Annotated in this window: 18 protein-coding genes; 9 read left to right on the forward strand and 9 right to left on the reverse strand. The window is 72.1% G+C overall.

What is annotated here, in order from left to right; genetic code table 11:
• Positions 1–70: 70 nt before the first annotated feature.
• Both FHY02_RS00745 and FHY02_RS00750 read left to right on the forward strand, forming a co-directional pair.
• Entirely contained in the window at positions 71–1,711 is a 1,641-nt protein-coding gene (locus FHY02_RS00745; RefSeq protein WP_183919572.1) for a ribonuclease J, read from the forward strand.
• 10 nt (positions 1,712–1,721) lie between these two features.
• Positions 1,722–1,997, forward strand: coding sequence for a DUF1467 family protein (locus FHY02_RS00750; RefSeq protein WP_183919574.1), 276 nt, complete (start codon positions 1,722–1,724; stop codon positions 1,995–1,997).
• Between the two features lie 108 nt (positions 1,998–2,105).
• On the opposite strand, the gene FHY02_RS00755 is transcribed toward FHY02_RS00750, so the two are convergent.
• The gene (locus FHY02_RS00755; protein WP_183919576.1) at positions 2,106–3,173 is read right to left on the reverse strand and encodes a spore coat protein U domain-containing protein; all 1,068 of its coding nucleotides are present in this window, start codon (positions 3,171–3,173) and stop codon (positions 2,106–2,108) included.
• 207 nt (positions 3,174–3,380) lie between these two features.
• Positions 3,381–5,582 (reverse strand): hypothetical protein, encoded by a 2,202-nt coding sequence (locus FHY02_RS00760; RefSeq protein WP_311721777.1) that lies wholly within the window; start codon positions 5,580–5,582, stop codon positions 3,381–3,383.
• Between the two features lie 255 nt (positions 5,583–5,837).
• Here FHY02_RS00760 and FHY02_RS00765 point away from each other — a divergent pair, with 255 nt between their 5' ends.
• The 3 genes from FHY02_RS00765 to FHY02_RS00775 are packed head-to-tail and all read left to right on the forward strand — an operon-like array spanning position 5,838 to position 9,475.
• Positions 5,838–7,019 carry a hypothetical protein gene (locus tag FHY02_RS00765; RefSeq protein ID WP_183919578.1) on the forward strand — a complete coding sequence of 394 codons (1,182 nt, stop codon included), beginning with the start codon at positions 5,838–5,840 and terminating at the stop codon, positions 7,017–7,019.
• Between the two features lie 36 nt (positions 7,020–7,055).
• Positions 7,056–8,144: a DUF2336 domain-containing protein gene (locus FHY02_RS00770; RefSeq protein WP_183919579.1), complete on the forward strand. Its 1,089-nt coding sequence runs from the start codon at positions 7,056–7,058 to the stop codon at positions 8,142–8,144.
• The gene (locus FHY02_RS00775) at positions 8,141–9,475 is read left to right on the forward strand and encodes an ATP-binding protein (protein ID WP_183919580.1); all 1,335 of its coding nucleotides are present in this window, start codon (positions 8,141–8,143) and stop codon (positions 9,473–9,475) included. Before FHY02_RS00770 ends, FHY02_RS00775 begins: the two co-directional genes overlap by 4 nt.
• A gap of 7 nt (positions 9,476–9,482) precedes the next feature.
• Here the strand turns inward: FHY02_RS00775 and FHY02_RS00780 are convergent, their stop codons facing one another.
• Entirely contained in the window at positions 9,483–10,025 is a 543-nt protein-coding gene (locus FHY02_RS00780) for a (2Fe-2S)-binding protein (RefSeq protein WP_183919581.1), read from the reverse strand.
• Positions 10,022–10,366, reverse strand: a complete 345-nt coding sequence (locus FHY02_RS00785; protein WP_183919582.1) for a PilZ domain-containing protein — start codon at positions 10,364–10,366, stop codon at positions 10,022–10,024. The genes FHY02_RS00780 and FHY02_RS00785 overlap by 4 nt, the downstream gene beginning before the upstream one ends.
• A gap of 162 nt (positions 10,367–10,528) precedes the next feature.
• Between FHY02_RS00785 and FHY02_RS00790 the strand changes: the two genes are divergently transcribed.
• From FHY02_RS00790 to FHY02_RS00800, 3 genes are read left to right on the forward strand one after another with little or no spacing between them, the layout of a single operon-like run.
• Positions 10,529–12,670, forward strand: coding sequence for a histidine kinase dimerization/phosphoacceptor domain -containing protein (locus FHY02_RS00790; protein WP_183919584.1), 2,142 nt, complete (start codon positions 10,529–10,531; stop codon positions 12,668–12,670).
• A 36-nt stretch (positions 12,671–12,706) separates the two neighbouring features.
• Positions 12,707–13,426 carry a YafY family protein gene (locus FHY02_RS00795; RefSeq protein WP_183919586.1) on the forward strand — a complete coding sequence of 240 codons (720 nt, stop codon included), beginning with the start codon at positions 12,707–12,709 and terminating at the stop codon, positions 13,424–13,426.
• Positions 13,427–13,479: 53 nt separating this feature from the next.
• Complete coding sequence (locus tag FHY02_RS00800; protein WP_183919588.1) at positions 13,480–13,851, forward strand: DUF1330 domain-containing protein; 372 nt, start codon at positions 13,480–13,482, stop codon at positions 13,849–13,851.
• Positions 13,852–14,155: 304 nt separating this feature from the next.
• Here FHY02_RS00800 and FHY02_RS00805 read toward each other — a convergent pair whose 3' ends face one another.
• From FHY02_RS00805 to FHY02_RS00815, 3 genes are read right to left on the reverse strand one after another with little or no spacing between them, the layout of a single operon-like run.
• On the reverse strand, positions 14,156–15,391 hold the full coding sequence (locus tag FHY02_RS00805; RefSeq protein WP_183919590.1) for a M20 family metallopeptidase: 1,236 nt from the start codon (positions 15,389–15,391) through the stop codon (positions 14,156–14,158).
• A 43-nt stretch (positions 15,392–15,434) separates the two neighbouring features.
• Positions 15,435–16,076, reverse strand: coding sequence for a peptidylprolyl isomerase (locus tag FHY02_RS00810; protein ID WP_183919591.1), 642 nt, complete (start codon positions 16,074–16,076; stop codon positions 15,435–15,437).
• Positions 16,073–16,609 (reverse strand): hypothetical protein, encoded by a 537-nt coding sequence (locus FHY02_RS00815; RefSeq protein ID WP_260172540.1) that lies wholly within the window; start codon positions 16,607–16,609, stop codon positions 16,073–16,075. The genes FHY02_RS00810 and FHY02_RS00815 overlap by 4 nt, the downstream gene beginning before the upstream one ends.
• 137 nt (positions 16,610–16,746) lie before the next feature.
• Here FHY02_RS00815 and FHY02_RS00820 point away from each other — a divergent pair, with 137 nt between their 5' ends.
• Positions 16,747–17,187, forward strand: a complete 441-nt coding sequence (locus FHY02_RS00820; protein ID WP_183919593.1) for a phasin family protein — start codon at positions 16,747–16,749, stop codon at positions 17,185–17,187.
• 36 nt (positions 17,188–17,223) lie between these two features.
• Here the strand turns inward: FHY02_RS00820 and FHY02_RS00825 are convergent, their stop codons facing one another.
• Positions 17,224–18,816 (reverse strand): efflux transporter outer membrane subunit, encoded by a 1,593-nt coding sequence (locus FHY02_RS00825; RefSeq protein WP_183919595.1) that lies wholly within the window; start codon positions 18,814–18,816, stop codon positions 17,224–17,226.
• Entirely contained in the window at positions 18,813–22,130 is a 3,318-nt protein-coding gene (locus tag FHY02_RS00830) for an efflux RND transporter permease subunit (protein WP_183919598.1), read from the reverse strand. The genes FHY02_RS00825 and FHY02_RS00830 overlap by 4 nt, the downstream gene beginning before the upstream one ends.

Raw genomic sequence — 22,130 nt, forward strand, 5'->3', positions numbered from 1 at the left:
CCGGCCCATCTCTCTTCCTCCCGCTTCATCGGCGCATCCGGCGCCCCACGCGGGACAACAAAGGACTTCGATGACTCCCAACAACAAGGAACTGCTCTTCTGCGCGCTCGGCGGCTCGGGCGAGATCGGCATGAACGTCACGCTCTACGGCCATGCCGGCAAATGGCTGATGGTCGACTGCGGCGTCACCTTCGCTGACTCGCACTATCCCGGGATCGACGTGATCCTGCCCGATCTGCGCTTCATCGAGGAGCGGCTCGACTCGCTCGTCGGCATCGTGCTGACGCACGGGCACGAGGACCACATCGGCTCGCTGCCCTATCTCGCCGAGGATCTCGGCGTGCCGATCTACGCGACGCCGTTCACCGCCGGGCTGGTGCGCGGCAAGCTGGAGGAGGAGCGGATCGAGGAACGCGTCAAGGTGCGCCTGGTCCACGCGCGCAAGCCTTTCAAGGTCGGCCCCTTCTCGGTGGAGGTGGTGCCGCTGTCGCACTCCATCCCGGAGGCCAACGCGCTGCTGATCGACACGCCCGCGGGTCGCGTCTTCCACACCGGCGACTGGAAGCTCGATCCCACCCCGGTGATCGGCAAGCCCTCCACCCCCGACGAGCTCGCCGCGATCGGCGAGCAGGGCATCGACGTGCTGGTGTGCGACTCGACCAACGTCTTCAACAGCGAGGCCTCGGGCAGCGAGGCGAGCGTGCGCCAGGGGCTCAGCGAGAGCGTCGCGCGCGCGCGCGGCCGCGTGGTGGTCACGACCTTCGCCTCGAACGCGGCGCGGCTGCACACGCTGGCCGAGGTCGCCAAGGAGAGTGGGCGACGCCTGTGCGTCACCGGCCGCTCGCTCGACCGGATCATCCGCGTCGCCAAGGCCACCGGTTATCTCAAGGACTTTCCGGAGACGATCGACGTCGACGCCGCGATGCGGATGCCGCGCAACAAGGTGCTGATCATCGCCACCGGCGGCCAGGGCGAGCCGCGTGCCGCGCTGGCGCGCATCGCCGACGGCTCGCACCCAGTGCGGCTCGACATGGGGGACATGGTGATCTTCTCCGCCAAGCAGATCCCCGGCAACGAGGTGGCGGTGGGCCGCATCCAGAACCAGCTCGCCGCCAAGGGCGTCGAGATGGTCACCGAGAAGCAGGCGCACGTCCACGTCTCGGGCCACCCGGGCCGGCCCGAGCTCGCTCAGATGTATGGTTGGATCCGCCCCGGCGCGCTGCTGCCGGTGCACGGCGAGATGCGCCATCTGATGGAGCATGCGCGCTACGGCCAGACGCAGGGCATCCGCGACGTGCTGGTGCAGAGCAACGGCGATCTCGTCCGGCTCGCACCGGGAGCGCCCAGGAAGATCGGCGACGTGCCGGTCGGGCGGCTGGTGCTCGACGGCGACGTGATCCTGCCGTCGGACGGCGGGACGATCAACGACCGGCGCCGCATCGCGGTCAACGGCCAGATCTCGGTGGGCATCGCGGTGGACCGCAACGGCCGCGCCGGCGGCACCCCCGAGGTCCGCATCCAGGGCGTGCCGGTGGAGGAGGAGCGCGAGCCCTTCCTCGCCGAGGCGGCCGAGGCCGCGGCGGACGCGATGAAGGGCCGCGTGCGCGACCGCGAGCGGCTGCGCGAGGACGTGCGGCTCGCGGTGCGCAAGGTCGCCACGCGCTGGACCGGCAAGAAGCCGGTGATCGACGTGGTGATCGTCCAGGTCTGAGGAGGGGCGGATGCGCTGGACGTCGCTGCTGGCGATCTACATCCTGTTCTGGGCCTTCTCGGTGTTCCTGGTGCTGCCCTGGGGGGTGCGCACCTCGGCCGAGATGGGCGCCGAGCACGTCCCCGGCACCGCCGAGAGCTCGCCACACAGCTTCTCGCTCAAGCGCGTGCTGGTGCGCACCACGATCGTCGCGACCCTGCTGTTCGGGCTGTTCGTGGCGAATTACGAGTTCGGCTGGGTGACCGCGGGGATGCTCGACTTCGCGGATCCGGCGAACGCGGTGTAGGGCGGGGCGCTTCCACACGCGTCGCGATCGCGGCGGCGCCCCACCCCCGACCCGTCCCCTGACGGGGAGGGGAGAGCCAGCCGCGCTATCGGACTGGCGCGGGAGCGCTCACCGCACCGAGTACGGCACCGACACGCTGATCGACGAGCCCGCCGCCATGCTCGACTTGGGCTTGATCCGCACGCTCGTCACCGCCGCCTGGCTGGTCGCGTCGCCGGGGACCGGCACGTAGGTCCAGGTCGCGCCGCCGTCGCTCGAGAAGTCGATCTGGTCGGTGGTGCTCGCGGGTGAGGCGTAGGCGATCGTCGCGCCGGACGGCGGGGACCCCTCGGTCACCTGCACCACCGCGCCGCTGCCGGTACCGTCGCCGTCGAGCGCGATCGCCATGCGCGCCGCGGTGGGAACCACGAGGGTGGTCGCGTCCAGCTCGGTCGCGACCAGGTCGGGGTTGCTCAGCGTCATCACCATGCGGCGCTTGCTGCCCGGTATGGCCTTGGGGTTGAGCGTGCCGTTGACCGGGTCCCAGGTGACCGCGCCGAGCGCCAGCGCCACCGTCGGCGGCTTCCGCGCGACGTAGAGCGTGACCGCGAGCGTTACCGTCTGGCTACCGCTGTCGGTAGCGCCGAGCGCGCACAGGCTGCCCACCGCGACGCCGTTGCAGAAGTTCCAGTCCCAGCGGATCGTGATCGATCCCTTGTAGGTGCCGGGCGCGGGCGCCGTGCCGCTCGCGAGCTTGAAGAACAGCGGTACGTTGGCGCCCTGGCTGCCGACGGTGAGCAGCGTGACCAGCCCGCTCTTCATGTAATAGGTCGTGGTGCCCGGCTTGATCTCATAGCTGCTGCTGGCGTTGGCGAAGAGCTGATAGGCCAGCGTGTCGGCGGCGTTGCTGGTCGAGGTGAGCTTGAGCGTCGCGCCCGAGGCGATCGTTGCGCTGAGGTAATTGGCGCTGAGCAGCGTCAGCACCGTGAGCGTGGTGCACTCGAACCCCGACGCGGTCTGCGCATAGGGCACCGCGCCTGCCTTGATCGCGGCGGGCGAGTAGCTACCGACCGTCACCGCCGCGTTGGCGGGCATCGTGCAGGCGAGCGCTGGAGCGGTGACGAACGCGAGCAGCGCGGCGAGGGAGCGAAGGAGCCAGCGCGAGAGCGGGGCGGGGGAGCGGGACGGCGCGCGCATGCGGCACCACAGGCCAGACGCTGGTTAACCGAGAGTTAGGTGAGCTGGTGAGGGTGCGCCGCTTAGACCGAAGTCGAAATGAGGCCAGAGGTGCCGTCATACCCCCTGCCGACGTCACGATGCTCGATCGTGCCGTCGCCATCTTTCAAGCCAGCGGCCCGGACTTCGGATGACGGATGAAATGGTGTGACAGGCCGGTGGCTCGCCCTAGCGCAGCCGCTCGATCGCCTGCGCCAGCGCCACGTACAGCTTGCCCATGTCCGACGAGAGCAACGTCACCCCCAGCGGCGAGCCGTCGCGCTGCGCCAGGATCGTGCGCAGCATCGCCTCGAAATCGTGGATGTAGCGGTTGACCTGCTCGCGGAAATTACCGTCGTCGTCGTAGAGCCGCGCGACGTCGCGCTGCTCGCCGCCGTCGAGCAGCCGCACCGCGCGGCGCGTGAACACCCCGCGGTCACCCTTCAGATAGGCCGCCCACGCGCTGTCCGAGATCTCGGGCGCGAAGGTGCGGGTCAGGTCGATCGAGGCCGAGTTGAGCGACTCGATCAGCAGCGAGGCGCGCCGCGCGAAGCTGTCGCGCTCGTTCTCCTCACCCGCTGCGCGCGCTTCCTCCAGCCGCTGGTCGATCAGCGCGATCGTCGCCTCGATGCCGTCGAGCTGCTGCTGGAGCCGCTCGCCCGCGCGATTGGTCGCCGCGACCGCCGCCTCGGCGACCTGCGCGACCTGGCGAACCTGGCCCTGCACGCCGCTCTCCACCGCGCGGCTGAGCGCGGCGGCGCCCGCGCTCTCCAGCGCGTCGGCGGCCTCTGGGATGACGCGCGCGATCGCCTCGCGCGCGTGGTCGGCCGCGGCCGAGGCAGTCTCGCGCACGCGCAGCAGCGCCTCGACCAGCCGCGGCGCGGCCTGTTCGGTCATGTCGTCGATCTGGCGCGAGGCGTCGCCCATCGCCTCGCCGATCTCGTCGGCCTGGCTGCGCCCGCGCGCCAGCCCATCGTGGAGTCGGCTGGTGAGCGACTCCACCGTCTGGCGCTGCTCGGCGACGACCTGCGCCACCGCCTCGATGGCGTCATGCGTGCTCTCGGCGGCGGTGACGAGCGCGAGCAGCTCGGGCTTCGCCGCGGTGATCACCTGCTTGGTCGAGGCGACGCGGCTCTCCAGCCGCGAGATCGCCTCGGGCATGGTCTCGTCCATCTCCCGCGCGGCGGCGTCAAGCGCGACAAGCAGGTGCTCGGTGGTCGAGATCGTGTGCTGCGCCGAGGCGTGGCCCGCGTCCATCGCGCGCGCCAGCGCCTCGGCCGAGGCGTGGAGCGCGCTCACCGACGCGGCGAGCTGCTGGGTGCGCTCACTGCCATCGCGATGGAGCGCGACGAAACGCTGGTCGACGCGCAGGATCGCGTCGTCGAGCGAGTCGAACAGCTGGCGCCCTGCGCCCTGCTGCGCATCGAGCCTCGCCGCGATCCGCTCGATCACCACCTCGATCAGCCCGATCCGCTCGGCCAGTGCCTCGGCGCTCTCGCGCGCGGCATGGTCGAGCGCAGTCTGGTTGGTGCTGACCATCGCCAGCATCGCGTCGCCCTGCGCCGCGATCGCCTTGCGCGACTCGTCGATCGCGCGCGCGGTGCGGTCGAGCAGCGCGTCGACCGCACCCGCCGCCGCAGAGGTGACCGCCTCGAGCCGCGCCCCGGCGGTGTGGCTGGTCGATTCCATCCGCTGCATGTAGGCGGCGAGCTTCTCCGCCGCGCCGCCCGCGATCGCCTCGGCGTCGCGCCCACGCGCCACCAGCGCCGCGACCTGCGCGTCGAGCCCGGCGCTGTGCTCATAGGCGACCAGCCCGGCCTGATCGATCGTCTCGGTCAGCGAGCGCGTCTCCTCCGCGGCGCGCGGCAGCGCCGCGAGCAGCGCGTCGAGCCGCTCGTGCGCGGCACCGGCGGTGGCGGAGAGCGCGCCGGTTTGCGCGTCGACGCGCTGGACCTCGCCCGAGAGCGTACCCGCGATATCGGCGAGCCGCGCGGTCGCGGCGTCGCCCAGTGCGGTGAGCAGGCGCACCTGCTCCGCCATCTGCGTGCGCTGCTCCTCGATCGTGGTGCCGAGCACCGCCACCGTGTTCTCCAGCGCCACCGCCTCGCCGCGCATCGCGCGCGCGGTCGCGCCGAAGCGCTGCGCCTCGGCGGTGGAGGTGCGCAGCGTCGCGAGCCAGATCACGCCGGCGAGCGCCGGCACGGTCGCCAGCGCGGCGCCGAACTGCGCCAGCGCCAGCGGCGTCATCGCGCCGAGCGAGTCACGCGCGAGCCACAGCAGTGCCGCGACCCACAGCACCGCGATAACGATCGCGACCCAGCCGAGCAGCGGCCGCGGGCCGCCCAGCGCGGGGCGGTCGGGGGCGTCGTCGGAGAAGAACGGGTCGGTCACGGTCGGGGCGGGCTCCGCAGACGGAAGGGAGGCGGGATCGGGCCAGCTCTCGGGCCAATGATCGGGCCAGCGCGCGCCAGGCTCGGTCGCACGTGCATCGGATAGTGAAGTCGGCCCCCCGGTCATCTGCTCCATCTAACACGTTTGCCCGCATCGGGAAGCCGTCTCGGAGGGGCACAGTCGCTCGGTCCGCCGCGTCGCTGCGCCGCGTCACGGATATTGCCGCGGTGCACGGCACCCCGTAACAGCCATGCCATGCTGGCCGGGCTCCTGTTTGCGATCCATGAGGCAGAGGACCGACCGGGGACGCTCGCGGCCACGCTGCCCTTCGCCGCGGCCTCGCTGATCGAATATCAGGCGCGGCTGCTGGTGGCGTGCGACGCCGCGCAGATCGTCGTCGTGGTGTCGCGCGAGACGTCCGAGCTGATGGGCGCGCTGGCGCGGATCGGGCGGCGCGGCGTCGCGGTCGACGTGGTCCGCACCGCCGCGGAGGCGCTGGCCAAGCTGCACCCGCTCGCGCGCGTGGTGATGATGGCGGACGGGCTGGTCACCACCGAGGGCGTCGTCCACGCGCTGGCGGGCGAGGGTGGCGACGCGCTGCTGGTGGTGCCCGGCGCGCAGGCCTCGCCGCTGTTCGAGCGCGTCGGCGCCGGCGCGGCCTGGGCGGGCGTGGCGCGGCTCGACGCACGGCGCATCGCGGAGGCGGCGCGGCTGCCCGATGACTATGATCTCCAGTCGACGCTGCTGCGCGCCGCCGACCAGGCGGGCGCTCGCCACATCTCGCTGCGGCTCGACGACATGGAGCTGGGCCACGGCATCGAGCGGCGGGCCAGCGCACTGGAGGAGCGCGGCCGCGCGGTGCTGTCGGCGTCGATGGCGGTGCGGCCGAGCTGGTTCGAGCGGCTGGTGCTGCGCCCGCTCGCGCGCGCGGTGATCCCGGTGATCGCGCGCCGCGCGATCGGTACCGGCACCTGCACTGTCGCGGCGGGGGCGGCGGGACTGGTCGGCGGCGCCGCGATCGCGCTCGGCGCGCCAGGGCTGGGCATCCTGGTGGCTCTCGCGGCGGTGCTGCTGGCCGAGATCGCGGCCGCGCTGGCGCTGTTCCGCGACGAGCCCGCGCTGCTGCGCGCCAGCCGCGCGCTGATCCTGGCGGTGCCCGCGGTCGCGGCGCTGCTGCTGGCGCATGTCGTCGATCGCGAGGCGGCGACCGCGAGCGCGCGGCTGCTCGCCATCGGGGCGCTGGTCGCGGCCGGCGTAGGCGAACGCGCCGCCGGCGCCGCGCCGCGCCGGGTCTGGTGGGGTACCGCGCCGGGCTATCTCGCGATCCTGGCCGCGGCGACACTGCTCGGCTGGCCGACCCTCGGCCTCGGCCTGGTCGCGGTCTACGCCGCGCTGACGCTGGTGGTCGCGGTCGAGTGGCTGCGGCGAGTGACTTAGAGCGTGGTTAAGGATCGCTCGCTAAGGGGTGGGGAGATGCCCGCCCAACCCTCTCAGGCGATCGATTCGGACCTGGCCGCGCGACTCGCGGCGCAGGCGGCGTCGGCCGACGGCCGCGCGGGGGCACGGCTGAGCGCCGCGATCGCCGATGTCTTCGCCGACGAGCGCGACCGGCTCGACGAGCGCACCCGGATGGCGATCAACCGCCTCGCCGAGGCGACCGTCGCCGCGATCGAGCGCGACATCGCCGGTCACGCCGCGCGGCTGCTCGAGGCGCGCGGCTTTCCCGACGCCGCCGCGCTGCTCGCCGGCAATCGCGCGATGACGCTGCCGCGGCTGATCGAGTCGGGGCTGATGCGCGACCCGGGGGTGATGGGCGAGATGATCGCGCAGGCGCGGGTCGGCCTGATCGACGAGGCGCTGGCGGCACAGCGCGCTCCCGGCAGCACCGCGATGCTGCTCGCCGCGCTCGCGGAGAGCGCCGACGGCGTGGTGCGTGCCCGTGCGGTGGCCTATCTGGTGGCGGACAGTCGGCGGCGCATGGCGCACGCCGATCGCCGCGCCGAACTGCCAGACGCGCTGCACGAGCGGCTCGCCTGGTGGGTGGCGGCGGCGCTGCGTGAGCGGCTCGGCCACGGCGTCCCGCCCGAGGTCGACCGCGCCTTGTCCGAGGCGAGCCAGCGCAGCATCGCGGCGCATGACGACGGCGAGCGGGTCGAGGCCGCCGCGGCGCAGCTCGTCGCCGCGATCGACCCCGTCGCGGGGACGCTGCCGCAGCTGATGATCGACTCGCTCGGCGAGGCGCGCACCAGTCTGTTCGTCGCGCTGCTGGCGCACGCTCTCGGGATCGAGTTCTCCGAGGCGCGCGGGCTCACGCTCGACGCCGACAGCGACCGGCTGTGGCTGGCGCTGCGCGCGCTCGGGATCGAGCGCCACCTGATCGCACAGGTCGGCTTCGTCCTGTGCGAGGCCGATCGTGCGCGCGACGTGGAGACCTTGCCCGAGTCGCTCGACCGGGTCGCCACGCTGGCGCCCGAGACCGCCGCGCGCGCGGTGGCGCCGCTGACGTTGCACCGCGATTTTCGCGCCGCCGTGCGCGCGCTCGCCCGCAGCCCGCGCGCGTGACCGCGCTGGCGACGCTGCACGCGGCGGTCGACCGCCACGACCGGCTCGCCCGCGCCGATGACGCTTTCGCCGCGCTCAACGCGCGCGCGGGCGGGCGCCACGGCGCGCTGCTTGCCATTCCCCAGGTCGCCGTGCTGGTGCGGCTGGCGCGGCGGCTGCGTATCCTGGTATCGCGCGCGGTGACGATCGCCGACGGCGACCGCGACCTCGACTGCTGGGTCAAGGCCGCGCCCGACGAGACCGGGGTGGCGCTGACCGTGTCACTGCTCCGCGAGCGTGCCGCCGGGCACGCCCGCGCCGGCGCCGCCACGCTAACGGAGGTGATCGCGCCCGAGGACGCCGACTGGACCTGGGAGGTCGACTCGGAGCTGCGCGTCACGCGGCTGTCGCCCGACACCGCGGCGCGGCTCGGGCTCGATCCGGCAGCCGCGCTGGGTCGCCCGCTCAGCCGGCTGTTCGTGCTCGAACCCGATCGCGACGGCGCGATGCCGCTGCTCGACGCGCTCACCGAGCGACGCGACTTCGCCGACCAGCCCGCGCGGCTGTACGGCAGCGGCGCGCGCGTGACGCTCGCCGGGCACGTCCGGCTCGACACCGGGAGCGGCTTCGGCGGCTTCGTCGGTGGCGCCTATGCCGCCGCACCCCCATCCGCTGCCCCGCAGCTCCGCCCGCTCGACCACCGGCTCGACTCGCTGTTGCGCGGGGCGCTGGCGCGGATCATCGCCAACGCCGACGGGATCAGCGCCGCCGGCGACGGACCGCTCGACAGCCACTACGCGGATTATGCCGCCGACATCGCCGGTGCAGGGCGTCACCTGCTCGGGCTGATTGACGATCTCGTCGACCTGGAGGCGATCGAGCGCGACGATTTCGCCACCGAGCGCGGGCCGGTCGACCTCGCCGACGTGGCGCGCCGCGCCGCCGCGCTGCTGGCCACGCGCGCGGCGGAGGCGGGCGTGACGATCGACCGCTCGGGGTGTGGACGCGAGCTGGTCGCACTCGGCGAGTTCCGGCGGATGTTGCAGGTTGCGGTCAATCTGATTGCCAACGCGGTCCGCTATGCGCCGCGCGGCAGTGCGATCGTGCTCTCGCTTCGGCGCGAGGGCGCGCGCGCGCTGCTGACCGTGGCGGACGCCGGCAAGGGGATCGCGGCGGCCGACCAGGCGCGCATCTTCGGCAAGTTCGAGCGCGTCGATCCCGGCGAGCCGGGCGGCAGCGGGCTCGGTCTGTATATCGCGCGGCGGCTCGCCGAGGCGATGGGCGGCGCGCTCACCGTTGACAGCGCCCCCGGCGGGGGCGCGCGCTTCACGCTGGCGCTGCCCGCGGGCTGAGCCGCCCTCAGCGCTGGCGCGGGTCGAGCGCGGGCACTTGTCGCGCGGCGCCGGCGGGTTCGATCCCGGGCCGCGCGCCGGTGGGCAGTCGTTCCTCCCCGCGGATCGCGCGACCGGCGCGCTGGATCGCGGCGGTGAGGCGCGGGTAGATGCCGCAGCGGCAGACGTTGGTGATCGCCGCCGCGATCGCCTCCTCCGACGGCATCGGGTCGCGCCGCAGCAGTACCGCCGCGGCCATGACGATGCCCGGGATGCAGAAGCCGCATTGCGACACATTCTCCGCGAGCAGTGCGAGCTGGATGGGGTGGGTACGATCGCGCGACAAGCCCTCGATCGTCGTGACGAAGGTCCCCTCCGCCGCGGCGAGCGTCATCTGGCACGAGCGCACCGCGCGCCCGTCGACGTCGACGGTGCAGGCGCCGCAGCTGCCCGTGCCGCAGCCGTATTTGGTGCCGGTCAGGTTGGACGCGTCGCGCAGCGCCCAGAGCAGCGGCGTCTCGGCCGGGAGGCGGTATTCGATCGCCTCGTTGTTGACGGTCAGCCGCGTCATCCGCGCTCGCGATAGGCGTCGCGGATGTGCTGCATCCAGCCGGCGCTGGGCTGAACGCTGGTGTTGCGCGTGCGCGGGCGGCGCGCCGCGGCGATGTCGACCTGCGCCTCGAAGTGAAGTCCGGCCAGCGTCGCCTTGGCCCACATCACACGCGCGGCGAGCTGCTCGAGCGTCCCCATCGTCACGCGGACCTCGTCACCCTGCGTCAGCCCGGCACTGTTGTCGACGCAGGCGCCCGTGACCGAGAGGTTGCGGACGCGGCACTCGACCGCCTGGGTGCCCGTGTCGACCAGAGCATAGAGGATCACGCTGCTGCGCGGTTCGCGGGGAGGGGTCGACATGCGGGCAGCTCTAGGTCCGGTATCCTAACGGGTTGCTACCCGATTCCATCGTCTCGCCGCGGGGGCAAGTCCTTCGTGTCGACTGTCTCGGGATCGCGCAGAAACGCTATAAAATAGCCGCCGATTAGTTGCCTGGCACGCGAATACTGCCATAAGCGCGCGATGGCAGGTCCCATCGTTCAACGCGACCCGACCGCGGAGTCGCTCAACCTGACGGCCTGCGACCGCGAGCCGATCCATGTTCCCGGCGCGGTGATGCCGCACGGCCTGCTGCTCGTCGCGGACGCGCTCTCGCTCGAGGTGGTCGCCGGCGCGGGAGCGATCGAGGCGCTGTTCGGCGACGACTGGCTCGGCGCGCAGCTCGATCATCTGCTGGCGCAGGACGTCAACGCGCTGGCCGAGGCGGTGCCGATCGGCCCGGGCGGGACGATCCTGGCCGCGCCGGTGCACGGCCACGACGTCGCGCTTCATCGCACCGGTCAGTGGCTGCTCGCCGAGCTGGAGCCGATGGGCGAGACTGCCGGTGGCAGCGTGGCCGAGACGCTTGGCTGGCTTGACGCCATGGCGGCGGGGTTCGAGCGCACCACCACCTTCGTGGCGCTGTGCGAGCGTGCCGCGGTGGCGTTCCGCGCGCTGACCGGCTTCGACCGGGTGATGATCTATCGCTTCCTCGACGACGAATCGGGCTGCGTCGTCGCCGAGGATCGCGCGCCGGGACTCGACACCTTCCTCCACCATCATTTCCCGGCGAGCGACATTCCGCGCCAGGCGCGCGCGCTGTACGTGCGCAACCGCACCCGCGTGATCCCCGACATCGACTATGTCCCCGCGCCGCTGCGTCCGGCCGGCTTGGAGCTGACCGACCTGAGCGACGTCGCGATCCGCAGCGTCTCGCCGATCCACGTCGAGTATCTCCGCAACATGGGCGTGTCCGCCTCGGCGTCGATCTCGATCGTCAAGGACGGGCTGCTGTGGGGCTTGGTGGCATGCCACCATGCGACGCCGCGACTGCTGCCGCGCGCCACCCGCGCCGCCGCTGCCGCGCTCGCCGGCGGGCTGGCGCGCCAGCTCCGCGCCAAGGAGGAGGCCGAGGCCTATCGCGAGCGGCTGGCGCTGCGCGGCGAGGAGGACTCGCTGCGCGGCCTGCTGCTCACCAGCGACTCGCCGGTCGACGTGGTGCAGGCACGCGCCGAGGACGTCCGCCACGCCTTCGGCGCCGATGGGCTGGCGCTGGTGCGCGGCGGTCGCGCGACGACGGTCGGGATCGCGCCCGACGAGGCCGCGCTGGTGGCGTTGGCGCGGTGGCTCGGCACACGTGACGACACCGCGCCGCTCGCGACCCGCGAGCTGGGCAAGGACTGGGCCGAGGCCGCGCGGGTCGCGCCGATCGCCGGCGTGCTCGGTTTCGCGCTCGGCGACGGTGACGCCTTGCTGTGGCTGCGGGCCGAGCGGATCGAGGAGATTGAGTGGGCCGGCAACCCGCACAAGGCGGTACCGCACGACCCACAGGCGACGCTCCGTCCGCGCGCCTCGTTCGAATCGTGGCGCGAGCAGGTGCGCGGGCGCGCGCGGCGCTGGACGCTGGAGCAGGTCGACGGCGCGGCGCGGCTGCGCCGGCTGCTCGGCGAGGCGCGTGCCGCGGCCGAGCTGCGCCGGCTCAACCGCGAGCTGGAGCGCACCGGCGCGGAGAAGGACTCGCTGCTCGCGCAGAAGGACCTGCTGATGCGCGAGGTCGATCACCGGGTGCAGAACAGCCTGCAGTTGGTCTCGTCCTTCCTCGCGATCCAGGCGCGCGACGCGGGTGCGGGCGCAGTGGCGGATCAGCTTCTCGAGGCGCGCTCGCGGCTCTCGGCGGTGGCGCTGGTGCACCGTCGCCTCTACCGCGACGACCAGATCGAGGTCATCGATCTCAGCCGCTACATCGGCGAGCTGATGCAAGACCTGCGCTCCTCGCTCGGCGAGGAATGGGGACGTCATCTCACACTCGACCTCGCGCCGGTGCTGATCCCGACCGACCGCGCCGTCAGCGTCGGGCTGATCGCGGCCGAGCTCGTGATCAACGCGACCAAATACGCCTACCCGGCGCAGAACGGCGGCGCCATCGACGTGGTGCTGGAGCAGCACGGCCACCTGCTGCGGTTGATCGTGGCGGATCGCGGAGTCGGCAAGGTCGCTGGCGGCGATGGCGGCTTCGGCAGCCGGATGATGACCGCGGTGGTGCAGCGCATCGGCGGCACGGTCGAGTTCCAGGCCAATGATCCCGGCACGCGCGCGCTGCTCACCGCGCCGATCGAAGGCGACTGAGCGCCGCTGCGGCGCTGCCCTTGCGGGAGGGAGGCGATGTCGCGGACGAGCCGATTGTTCGAGCTGATCGGCGTGCTGCGCGCGCGACGGCTGCCGGTGACCGCGCTGGAGCTCTCGGCCGAACTGGGCGTGTCGCCGCGCAGCATCTACCGCGACATCGAGACGCTACGCGCGCTCGGCGCGCCGGTGGAGGGGCAGGCGGGCGTGGGGTACCGCCTCGGCGCCGGCTTCTTCCTGCCCCAGCTCGCCTTCACGCAGGAGGAGCTGGACGTGCTGGCGCTCGGCCTCGGCTGGGTGCGCCAGCGCGGCGACCCCGATCTGGTCCGCTCCGGTGAGAGCGCGCTCGCCAAGATCGACGGGGCGCGCGGCGGCGGCGCGATGCCGGACGGCGCCTCGCCCGCGCTGCTCGCCGCGGCCTCGCTGTCGCGACGAGCCGATGCCGAGCAGGTGGCGGTGCTGCGGCACGCGATCCGCCGTCAGCGCAAGGTGGCGATCGCCTACCGCGACGCCGAGGGCAAGCCGACCGAGCGTGTGATCTGGCCGATCGCCATCGTCTATTTTGACGAGGTGCGCGTGCTGGCGGCCTGGTGCGAGCGGCGCTCCGGCTTCCGCCATTTTCGTGTCGACCGGGTCGAGGTGCGCGCGGTACTGGAAGAGCGCTATCCTGGCCGCCGCCACGCCTTGTTCACGCGGTGGCGCGAACAGGACCGTGACTGGCGCTCACTGCTGACAATTTCTGACGCATCGCCTGCTTAGGACCGTCGCACCGGCCGCCCGTATCGGGTGGCGCGATCGGAGCGACAGTCCAGATGGTAGCCTTCTCCCCCGACACGTTCGCGCATTTCCTGGCCGACGAGGACGACTCGCCCGTCGTCATGCTGAACCTCCTGCGCTTCGCCGCCGACGGTGGTCGCGAGCGCTATGCCGCGTATCTGGAGCTGGCGCGTCCGATCCTGGCGCGCTTTGGCGCGCGGATCCTCGTCGGTGGCGAGGGACTGCCCGTGCTCACCACCGGTGACGTCACCGGATGGGACGCGGCGCTGCTGGTGGAGTATCCGCGCCGCGCCGCCTTCAAGGCGATGGTCGACGATCCCGACTACCAGCGCGCGTTTCAGGTCGGTAGCTCGGCGTTGGCCGACATCGTGCTCCAGCCGCTGCGGCCCAGGCCAGACTGGCTCTGACCGGCCGCTCCGCCTGTCGCCGGGTGGTCGAGCGGGAGGGGGTACGCGCTCACTCTTGCTTACTGTGCCTCTACCCACCTTGTAGGCATGTAGACACGCCGAGAGCGAGGTAAGGCATGGCGGCTGGATCGACTCAATCGATCCTCCGTTGCGCGGCAAGGTGGCGCGCGTGGCGCGACGAAGGGTTTCGCCAGCGGCGATGGCAGCTCGAGTGGCGACCTGTGACACTCCTCCGCCAGCCTTCCGGGCCGCCATCTCCCCTCGCTGAGAAGGACGACAAGCAGTTCGTGAGAGTCGACCCCGTCTAGTCGAAGCCGCGCTCCAGGAAGCGCTCCGCCAGCGCGCAGTGCATCGCCACGCCGGTGGCGAAGACCTGCTCGTCGATCGTCATCCGCGGGTTGTGGAGCGGCGGGTTGGTCTCGGGCGTGGAGCCCGGCGCCGCCGCGCCGACGAAAGCGATGGCGCCGGGTAGCTCGCGCAGCACGTAGCTGAAGTCCTCGCCGCCCATGATCGGCGCGGGCATCGTCGCCCAGCCGGCCGTGCCACCGATCTCCTGCGCCAGCGTGCGCATCAGCCGCGTGGCGCGCGGGTCGTTCATCGTCACGGGATAGCCCTCGTCGATGCTCGACTCGACGGTGCAGCCGTGTGCCTCCGCCACGCCGCGCGCGACCTGGTGGAAGGCGGCGCGCATCGCCTCGCGCGTGCCCGTCGACAGCGTCCGCAGCGTGCCGGCGAGCTGGACCTCGTCGGGGATGATGTTGTGCGACGCGCCGGCGTGGATCTGCGTGATCGTCAGCACCGCGGGGTCGGCGACGGGCACGCGCCGCGCGACATGCTGCTGGAGCGCGATGACGATCGCGCAGGCGACCGGGATCGGGTCGATCGCGTCGTGCGGCATGGCGGCATGGCCGCCGCGGCCGCGGACCGTGGCGCGCACCGTGTCGGTGGAGGCGAGCAGCGCTCCCTCGCGCCCGATGAACACGCCGGCGGGCGCGTTGGGCAGGACGTGGAGCGCGAAGGCGGCGTCGGGCCGGGCGCGGTCGAGCAGCCCATCGGCGATCATCTCGCGCGCGCCGTGATGCCCCTCCTCGCCGGGCTGGAACATGAAGACGACCGTGCCGACGAGCTGGTCGCGTCGCGCCGACAGCGCCTTGGCGGCGCCGACCAGCATCGCGGTATGCGCGTCATGGCCGCAGGCGTGCATCGTGCCCGGCAGCGTCGAGGCGAAGGGCAGGCCGGTCTCCTCGCTGATCGGCAGCGCGTCCATGTCGCCGCGCAGCAGCACCGTGCGCGCGTTCGAGCCGGCGCCACCGTCGCTCCGGCCGCCGCGCAGGATCGCGACGAAGCCGGTGGTCCGCGTGCTGTCGTGGATCTCGAGCGGCAGGCCGGCGAGCGCCGCCTTGGCCTTGGCGGTCGTCAGCGGGCAGTGCAGCCCCATCTCGGGCTCGGCATGGATGGCACGGCGCAGCGCGATGACGTCGGCGAGCTGCTCGGTGCCGAGCGCGGACCAGTCGGTGGGCGAGTCGAGCGGTGGGGACATCGGAAACACTCCTTCTCGCCCCGATGTAGTCCCTCGAGCGGCGCTAGTCGACGCGTCGCGCCGCGGTGATCTTGATCACGGGCGCGAGCATCTGCCCCTTCATCACGCCCTCGCCCAGCGTCGGCGAGGTTGGCGCGACGAGGATGCGGCGCACCACGTCCATCCCCTCCAGCACGCGGCCGAAGGCGGCGAAGCCGGGATTATCGGCGGTGGCGTCCATCGAGCTCAGGTCGCCGACGGTGATGAAGAAGTCGCCCGCGGCGGTGCCGGGCGTGGCCATCGCCATCGACAGCGTGCCGTCGCGGTGGCTCAGCTTGGTGAGCGTGGTCGGCTCGTGCTTGATCGGCGGCAGCGTGCGCTTGGGATCGTTGCGCGTGCCGAACTGCGCGAGGCCGTAGCCGTCCGCCACCTTGACCGCGCGGTAGAAGCCGATGCCGTCGAGCTTGTGCTGGTCGACGTAGCGCAGGAAATTGCCGGCGGTGATCGGCGCGGCCTGGGTGTCGACGCCGACGAGGATATCGCCGGCCTCGGTGCTGAGGCGCACGCGGGTGAGCGCGGCGGCATCGGGAGCAGGAATCGGAGCAGGCGCCTGCGTCGCGGGGGCGGCAGGCGACTGCGGCGGAGCGCCGGCTGACGTCGTCGGCGCGGCCTGCGCGGCGAGCAGCAGCGCCAGCGCGGCGATCATGCCGCCACCCGCGGCGCGCGCGCGATCATCACGGGCAGCGATGACGCCTTGGTCCCGCTCAGCTGGAGGACATAGCGGCCCGGCTCGAGCTGGAAATCGACCATCTTGCGGATGCCCGAACAGGCCGGGCCGTGCCCGTGGGCGCTCGCCGCCAGCGCGCGGCCGGCACGCACCACGTCGATCCATGCGGCGTCACCCAGCGCGACACGATAGGTGCCGGGGCGCGCGACCTGGAACAAGGCGAGGCCGGCGGTCTCGCCCATGTCGGGCTCGCGCTGCGGCGCCACCGCCGGGGTGACCTGCTCGACCGGGGCGAGCCGCAGGTCGGCGCCGTGGCCGACCACGATCACCGGCGCGCTGCGCGTACTCGTCCCGGCGGCGAGCGGCGCGCGGCGTGCCCAACCGGTCATGCCGGCGGGGAGCGGCGGCCGAGTCACGGTGCAGCGCTGATCGGTGTTCGGCTCCGCCCCTGGCGCCTGCGCGATCGGCGCCGCAGCAACGAGCAGGGGAATCAGCAGCGAGACAGTGGACATTCTAGGCTCCATTGGAAGCCTCCCTCTACGCTCCCGCTGCCCGCGCATCCAGCCCACGAGTCCAGCGTTGAGCCATTGAGGCGACCCGAGACGGTGCGATCACGCTCGTACGAGGCCGCCGGCACAGGAGAGCGAGCATGAGCGACTCGAGCGAGGACGGCGCGGGCAAAGCAGGCGAGGGCGGCACCGGTTCGCTCGGCGGAGGCTCGCCCGACGCGGCATGGCGCGGTGCCGAGCGGATGCGCGACGCCTTCAACGAGCATGTCGTCGATCCGGCCCGACGTGCGGGCGAGGCGATGCGCGCCTCGGGCGAGCGGGTCGCGCAGAACGGCTCGGCGCTGGGAACGACGATCATCGACCAGGCGGAGGCGAACGCGCGCGAGGCCTTCGCCGCGCTGCGTTCCGCCGCGGGCGCGCGCGACCTCACCGAGGTGATGCGGATCCAGGGCGAGTACCTTCGCGAACAGGGCCAGCGCTCGATGGAACAGGCGCGCGAGATCGGGCAACTGATCATGCAGTTCGGCCGTGAGGCCATCCGGCCGGCCGAGAAGAGCGAAGAGCCGAAGCGGGAGGAGTAGTGGAGCGCGGCCCAGCGTGGCGTGCGGTTCTAATCCCTACCGCGCCGCGGCCGGCGCGCGGACGCCGGCCGCATCCGCCTCGCCGCCCGTCGCGGTGACCGGGCCCTGCGGTGTGGCGTCGAGCAGCGAGTCGCCGCCGAGGGTGCGGTACAGCGTCACCAGGTTGGTCGCGCGGGTCAGCTGGGTCTGCACCAGGATCTGCTGCGCGGAATAGAGCTGCCGCTGCGCGTCGAGCGACGAGAGGAAGGTATCGATGCCGCCGCGGTAGCGCGCGTTGGTAAGGTTGAGCGTGTCCTGCGCCGCCTCGAAGAAGCGGCGGTTGGCGGCGAGCTGCTCGGTGATCGTGCCGCGCCGCGCCAGCGCGTCCGACACTTCCTGGAAGGCGGTCTGGATCGTCTGCTCATAGCTCGCCAGCGCGGCGTCGCGCTGCGCCACGCTATAGGCGACCCCGGCGCGCCCTGCACCCGCGCGGAAGATCGGATAGCTCGCGTTGGGCGCGACCGAATAGTTGAACGAGCCGCTGTTGAAGAGCGTGCGCAGCGCGGTGCTGGCGAAGCCGACCAGCCCGGTGAGCGAGATGCGCGGGAACAGCTCGGCGCGCGCCGCGCCGATCTCGGCGTTGTAGGCGCGCAGCGCATATTCCGCCTGCACCACGTCGGGGCGGCGCAGCAGCACGCCGGAGTCGATCCCGGCGGGCAGCTCACCGATCGTCGCCGCCGCCTGCTCGATCGAGCCCGGCAGCAGTGCCGGGTCGACCGGCGCGCCGACGAGCAGCTGGAGCGCATTGACGTCCTGTGCGAGCAGCGTTGTCTGCTGCGCGAGATCGGCCTCGGCGGTGGCGAGGATCTGCTGCGCCTGGCGCAGGTCGGTGCGCGGCGCCACGCCGCCGCGCAGGCGCGCGTCGGTCAGCTTCACGCTCGCGCGCGCCGCCTCGGCGGTCTGCTGCGCGACGGCGAGCAGGCTGCGGTCGGCGGCGTAGGTGAGCCAGGCGTTGGCGATGTCGCCCACCAAAGTCAGCCGCGTGGCACGCGCCGCCGCCTCCTGCGCGAAATAGCGCGACAGCGCCGCGCTGGTGAGCGAGCGGACCCGGCCGAACAGGTCGATCTCGAAGGCGGTGACGCCGAGCTGCGCCTGGAACGTACTCCGCGCCGAGGAGACGGTGGTCACGCCGGTGCCCGTTCCCGTGCCGCCCGTCCCAGTGCCGGTACCGCCCGCGCCGGTGCCGGTGCCGGTGCCGCCCGTCCCGGTGCCGCCGCTGTTGGTACCGGTGACCACGCCGCTGCTGCCGCTGTCGCGATAGCTGTAGGCGCCGGTGGCGTTGACCTGGGGAAAGAGGTCGGCGCGCTGAATCCGGTATTGCGCGCGGGTCGCCTCGATGTTCGCGACCGCGACACGCAGGTCGCGGTTGTTGGCGAGCGCCTGGTCGATGATCGCCTGCAAGCGAGGGTCGCGGAAGATGTCGCGATAGGTGACGCTCGGCAGCCGCGCCTCGGACTGGCGGAGATAGGCGTCGCCCGCGGGCCAGGAGGTCGGCACCGGCGCGGCAGGGCGGACGTAGGTCGGCGCGAGCGAGCAGCCCGCCAGCGCGGTGCCGGCGGCGAGCGCGGCGAGCGCGGGGAGGCGGGTCATCGGGCAGGCTCCGGCGCGGGCAGCGCGGGGTGGTCGATCGGGCGCGGCAGCTGCGGCGGGCGCTCGCCGCCGGGTGCCCCACCGCCGCCGTGGCCGTCACCACCGCCGCCCCCGTCCTCGCCCTCGTCCGGGCTCGGGTCGGCGCCGCGGCGAAGGCCCTTGAGGCCGTCGCGGAAACCGCGCCGCACCAGAACGAAGAACAGCGGGATGTAGAAGATCGCCAGCACCGTCGCAGTCAGCATGCCGCCGATCACCGAGGTGCCGATCGCGATCCGGCTGTTCGCCCCCGCGCCGGTGGAGATCGCCAGCGGCAGCACGCCGAAGATGAAGGCGAGGCTGGTCATGATGATCGGACGGAGCCGGATGCGCGCGGCGGAGAGCGCGGCGTCGATCACGCGCTTGCCCTTCTTCTCCTCCTGCTCTGCGAACTCGATCATCAGGATCGCGTTCTTCGCCGCCAGCCCCATCGTCGTCAGCAGGCCAATCTGGAGGTACACGTCGTTGATCAGCCCGCGCAGCGTGGTGAACAGGATCGCGCCGACCAGACCGAGCGGGATGATCAGCAGCACCGCGAAGGGGATCGACCAGCTCTCGTACAGCGCCGCGAGGCAGAGGAAGACGACGAGGATCGACAGGCCGTAGAGCAGCGGCGCCTGCCCGGAGGACAGCCGCTCCTGGTAGGACAGCCCGGCCCAGGAGACGCTCGTGCCCGGTATCTGCCCGGCGAGCTCCTGGATCCGCGTCATCGCGTCGCCCGAGCTCTTGCCGGCCGCGGCCGAGCCCTGGAATTCGAACGAGGGCACGCCGTTGAAGCGTGACAGGATCACCGGCGCCTGGCTCCAGCCGATCCGCGCGAAGGCGGAGAAGGGCACCATCTGCCCGCCACTGCCGCGCACGAACCATTGGTTGAGGTCGGTCGGGGCGGCGCGGTACGGCGCGTCGCCCTGGACGTAGACGCGCTTGACCCGGCCGCGGTCGACGAAGTCGTTGACGTAGCGGCCGCCCCAGGCGGTCGACAGCGTCGTGTTGACGTCGGCCTGGCTCAGCCCGAAGGCGGCGAGCTTCTGCTGGTCGATGTCGATCTTGAGGGTGCCGACGTCGGGGAGCTCGGTCAGGCGCACCGAGGTGAGCGCGGGGTCGGCGTTGGCGAGTGCGAGCAGTCGGTCCTTGGCGTCGTTGAACTTCTCCGCGGTCATCCCGCTGGTGTTCTGCAGCTCCATGGTGAAGCCGTTCGACTGGCCGAGGCCGCGGATCGCGGGCGGCACCAGCGCGAAGACGCGCGCGTCGCGCAGGCCCCGGAACGCCGCCGAGGCGCGCGCCACGATCGCGTCGGCGGTATTCTCCTTGCCCTTGCGGTCGTCCCAGTTCGTCAGGTTGACGAAGCCCTGGCCCGTGTTCTGCCCGCTGACGCCGCCGCCGCCGCCGCCACTGACGGTGAACATGGTGGTGACGTTCTTGCCCTCGCTGCCGGCGAGATAGTCCTCGACGCGGTGCTGCACCTCCTCGGTGCGCGCGCGTGTCGCGCCGGCGGGAAGCTGGAACTGCACCAGTGCGCTGCCCTGGTCCTCGGTCGGCAGGAAGCCCGTCGGCAGGCGCAGGAACAGGATCGCCAGCAGCGCCACGGTGGCGGCATAGACCAGCAGGAAGATCCACTTGCGATCGATCACCCGGCGCACGCCGGCGACGTAGCGGGCGACGCCTCGGTCGAACGTGTCGTTGAACTTGTCGCGCGCGCGCTCGAGGAAGTGCGCCACCTTGGGGAACTTGCGGCCGAGCCAGCTCTGCTCGATCGGGTCGCCGTTCTCGTCGTGGCTCTGCTTGAGCAGGGTCGCGGTGAGCGCGGGCGAGAGGATCACCGCGACCAGCACCGAGAGCACCATCGCCGACACGATCGTCAGCGAGAACTGGCGATAGATCACGCCGGTCGAGCCGCCGAAGAAGGCCATCGGCATGAACACCGCGGACAGGACCAGCGCGATTGCGACCAGCGCGACGGTGATCTCCTTCATCGACTCGATCGTCGCCTCGCGCGGCGTCATGCCGGGATTCTCGTCCATCAACCGCTCGACGTTCTCGACCACGACGATCGCGTCGTCGACCAGCAGGCCGATCGCGAGGACGAGGCCGAACAGCGTCAGCGTGTTGATCGAGAAGCCCGCGACGTAGAAGACCGCGAAGGTGCCCAGAAGCACCACCGGCACCGCGATCGCCGGCACCAGCGTGGCGCGCCAGCTCTGCAGGAAGACGAACATGACGATGACGACGAGGATGATCGCCTCGATCAGCGTCTTCACCACCTCCTCGATCGACAGCTTGATGAAGTCGGTGGTGTCGTTGGCGAAGGCGTACTCGAGCCCAGGCGGGAAGCCCTTGGCGGCGGCGGCGACCTGCGCCTTGACCAGCTCGGCGGTCTTGAGCGCGTCAGCGCCGGGGGCGAGCAGCACCGCGATGCCCGCGCCGGGGTGGCGGTTGACGCGGCTGAACGCGTTGTAGCTCTCCGCGCCCAGCTCGATCCGCGCCACGTCGGCGAGCCGCACCGTGGCGCCGCTGCTCTGCGTCTTAAGGATGATGTTGGCGAACTCGGCGGGCGTCTGGAGCCGCGACTGGGCGGTGACGATCGCGTTGAGCATCTGCGTCGACGGCATCGGCTGGCCGCCGATCTCGCCGGCCGCGACCTCGGTGTTCTGGTTGGTGATGGCGGTGACGACGTCGCCGGGCATCAGCTGGTAGCTGTTGAGCTTCTCCGGATCGAGCCACACCCGCATCGCATATTGCGAGCCGAACACGTTGGTGTCGCCGACGCCCTGGATACGGCCGAGCGGGTCCTGGAGGTTCGAGACGAGATAGTCCGAGACGTCCTGGTTGGTCAGCTTGTCGGTGACGTCATAGACGCCGACGATCAGCAGGAAGTCCGGGTTGGACTTGCGCACCACCAAGCCCTGCTGCTGCACCTGCTGCGGCAGCCGGCTGAGCGACTGCTGGACCTGGTTCTGCACCTGGACCTGCGCGATGTCCGGATCGGTGCCCTTGTTGAACGTCGCGGTGATCGTCACCGAGCCGCGGCTCGACGAGCTCGACTGGAAGTAGAGCAGCCCGTCGATGCCGGTGAGCTGCTGCTCGATCACCTGGGTGACGCTGTTCTGCAGCGTCTGCGCGTTGGCGCCGGGGAAGGTCGCGCGGATCGATACCTGCGGCGGCGCCACGTCTGGATATTGCGCGATCGGCAGCGACAGGATCGCGCCGACGCCCGCCAGCATCACGATGATGGCGAGCACCCAGGCGAAGATCGGCCGATCGATGAAAATGCGGGACAT

The sequence above is a fragment of the Sphingomonas sp. BK069 genome, from assembly GCF_014193405.1.
Lineage (GTDB): Bacteria > Pseudomonadota > Alphaproteobacteria > Sphingomonadales > Sphingomonadaceae > Sphingomonas.